Annotated in this window: 4 protein-coding genes and 1 pseudogene; 1 reads left to right on the top strand and 4 read right to left on the bottom strand. The window is 57.9% G+C overall.

Annotated elements, in window-relative coordinates:
* Positions 1-2: 2 nt before the first annotated feature.
* Complete coding sequence (locus tag ACXRVY_RS25215) at positions 3-137, top strand: SDR family oxidoreductase (protein ID WP_458238542.1); 135 nt, start codon at positions 3-5, stop codon at positions 135-137.
* Between the two features lie 112 nt (positions 138-249).
* On the opposite strand, the gene ACXRVY_RS25210 is transcribed toward ACXRVY_RS25215, so the two are convergent.
* The 4 genes and pseudogenes from ACXRVY_RS25210 to ACXRVY_RS25195 form a co-directional block, all read right to left on the bottom strand.
* Positions 250-873: a c-type cytochrome gene (locus ACXRVY_RS25210; RefSeq protein ID WP_110660980.1), complete on the bottom strand. Its 624-nt coding sequence runs from the start codon at positions 871-873 to the stop codon at positions 250-252.
* A complete protein-coding gene (locus tag ACXRVY_RS25205) occupies positions 866-1165 on the bottom strand; it encodes a hypothetical protein (RefSeq protein ID WP_223457179.1) in 300 nt (99 codons plus the stop codon). The genes ACXRVY_RS25210 and ACXRVY_RS25205 overlap by 8 nt, the downstream gene beginning before the upstream one ends.
* Before the next feature lie 140 nt (positions 1166-1305).
* On the bottom strand, positions 1306-1833 hold the full coding sequence (locus tag ACXRVY_RS25200; RefSeq protein ID WP_458238541.1) for a methylamine dehydrogenase light chain: 528 nt from the start codon (positions 1831-1833) through the stop codon (positions 1306-1308).
* A gap of 26 nt (positions 1834-1859) precedes the next feature.
* Positions 1860-2221 (bottom strand): annotated as a pseudogene (locus ACXRVY_RS25195) (thiol-disulfide isomerase); the annotation flags it as partial.

The raw sequence follows: 2221 nt of genomic DNA, 5'->3' as shown, positions 1-2221 counted from the left end.
CCATGGTCCCGAGGGGGCGTCTTGGCAATCAGGACGATATGGCTGGCGCTGCCATCTTCCTGGCATCCAGGGCCTCTTCCTGGATCACCGGACATACGCTGGCGCTGGACGGTGGTCTGGTCGCAGCCGCCGGTTGATCAAATAGATTTCAGCGATACTCATGAGACTCTGTGACAAGCCGCAATAGAAAGCCCCCTCCGCTGGCAGCGGAGGGCTCACGGATAACAGCGTCAGCTTTGGCGGGTTGCCTTACTTTGGATCAACACCCAGTGTTCCTATGAAGTCGACCACGGCTTGCCGTTCTTTGTTATTGATCTGGGTAGCAATGGCYTGCATCCACTTGCCCTGGATATCGGAATACTCATCTGCCCCCCGCCAACCCTGAGCGTAATTGTTCAGCTGCTGATCGATATACCAGCCGTCAAGGATTCGCAAATCAGGTGCCTGCAGGTGTGCATAACCTTGGGCAAATTGGCCGTGGCAAGCCGCACAGGTATCCTGATAGCGTGCTGCGCCAACTTTGGCAGTGGCACTGTCAGACTGTGGCGCCTTGGCCAGTTGCAGACCGGCGTAGTGCGCGGCCAGACTGGCAAGCTGCTCTTCACTGAGGCTCAGGGTAATCGCACGCATGCTCTGCCCCGCCTGATCCTGTTGAGCGTAACCGCGCCGGCCGGCTTTGAAATTCAGCAGCTGACGAGCCAGATATTGTACGTTCTGCCCCGCCAGGCGCGGTGCGCCCAACGCCTGATTACCCTGGCCTTCTGCGCCGTGGCACACCGCACAGGTTGCACTCAGTGCTGCAGTGGGCGCCTCCGTCGCCTGGGTGGCGAGCGGAGCCAGAAACAGTAAGGCCAGGCTGGTCATCTTATTCATCTGCGAATGCTCCACTGTGCTGCTGTTGCTCACGCTGAACGATCTGTTCAAGCAGATGTGCTTGAATGACTGATGGGCTGGCCAGGGGATACTGACGCAAGGTGCCTACTTCAGCAGCGGTATAGGGTTGAAAATCCGCCGGTATCTGTGCCGCACTGAAGCTGCCGAGCATCCAGTTCAGCAAGCGTGCCAGATCAGAATCGGGCAGCGCCGTCTGGGCGGTCCCCGGCACCTGCACCAGATACTCGCGACCCCCCGGCACACTGAGAAAGCTGCCCATCCGATTACGCAAATCTGGCACCTGTCGTGCGGGAAAGCCGCTGCCATCTGGTAAATGGCAACCCTGACAATTGAGCATGTAATCGACCTGAGCCGGCTCGGTCGCCCAACTGCAGCTGCTGGACAGGAGAAGCCMCAGAGCAACTGCGCGAATCATTGTTTCTTCACTCCTATCACGACCGACAGCGAGCAGTGATAAGGCACATTCGCCTGGCTGCCGGTACACCAATTGAGATCATTCGAGCTCTGCGGCCGATAGATTGGCGTGTCGCCCTGATCTCGCTGGCAGATGCAGCGCCCACAATTACTTTTGCCACAACAGTCGTTGTAGGAAATGACGTAGTCCTTGCCGTCCGTAGGGTTTCGGCAKGTGCCGATCCAGGTGATGTCCGACTTCACGGTGCCTGGCGGACAGCTGCTAGCCGTGCCACCACAACATCCACAGAGAAAACCGTCGATCRCACAATGTCTCCAGTAGTCGCAGCTATTGGGATTTCCTTCTTCAGCAATGCCGGTGGAAGCAAAGGCACTGTTGCGATAGACCGGCAGCAGCGTAAAGGCGCCCGCACCGATCAACAGAGTGCCCAAGCCGCCGAGAAAACCTCGACGCGACGTGCTGCGAGCGGTCTGTCGGGTAAGTTTTTCGGTCACTTGATCAAGCCAATTGTTTTCCATCGTCATTGCCCTCGATGCGTGTGCCTGGCAACTCAGCCATGTGCCGCATGAAATTGTTGAACCGTGGCGTAGCCGAGGCTTTTCGCCTCGAAAAGGCTGTCCAGATGTTCGCGAGTATTGATCAGGCCGTGTGCGGTCACCTTGCCCGAGGCATCAATCAACACCCCATAGGGCAGCTTGGCGATCTGGTAAGCCATTCCAACCTCGGGAGAGAGCAAATACGGAAACTCATTCAGCCCTTCACGCCGAATGAAGGACAACTGTTCGGCTTCGTCACCATCACTGGCCAGGATCACGCGTAGCCAGGCTCGCTCCTTTGCCTGGGCCGACTTGAGCACCGGCAGCAAGGTCTTGCACACCGGGCACGTCGGCGAAAGGAAGAACAGCAGTGTGG

Source organism: Pseudomonas sp. P5_A2_2, assembly GCF_054177685.1.
The sequence above is the reverse complement of the archived record's forward strand: the minus strand, read 5'-3'. Positions and strand labels throughout refer to the sequence as shown.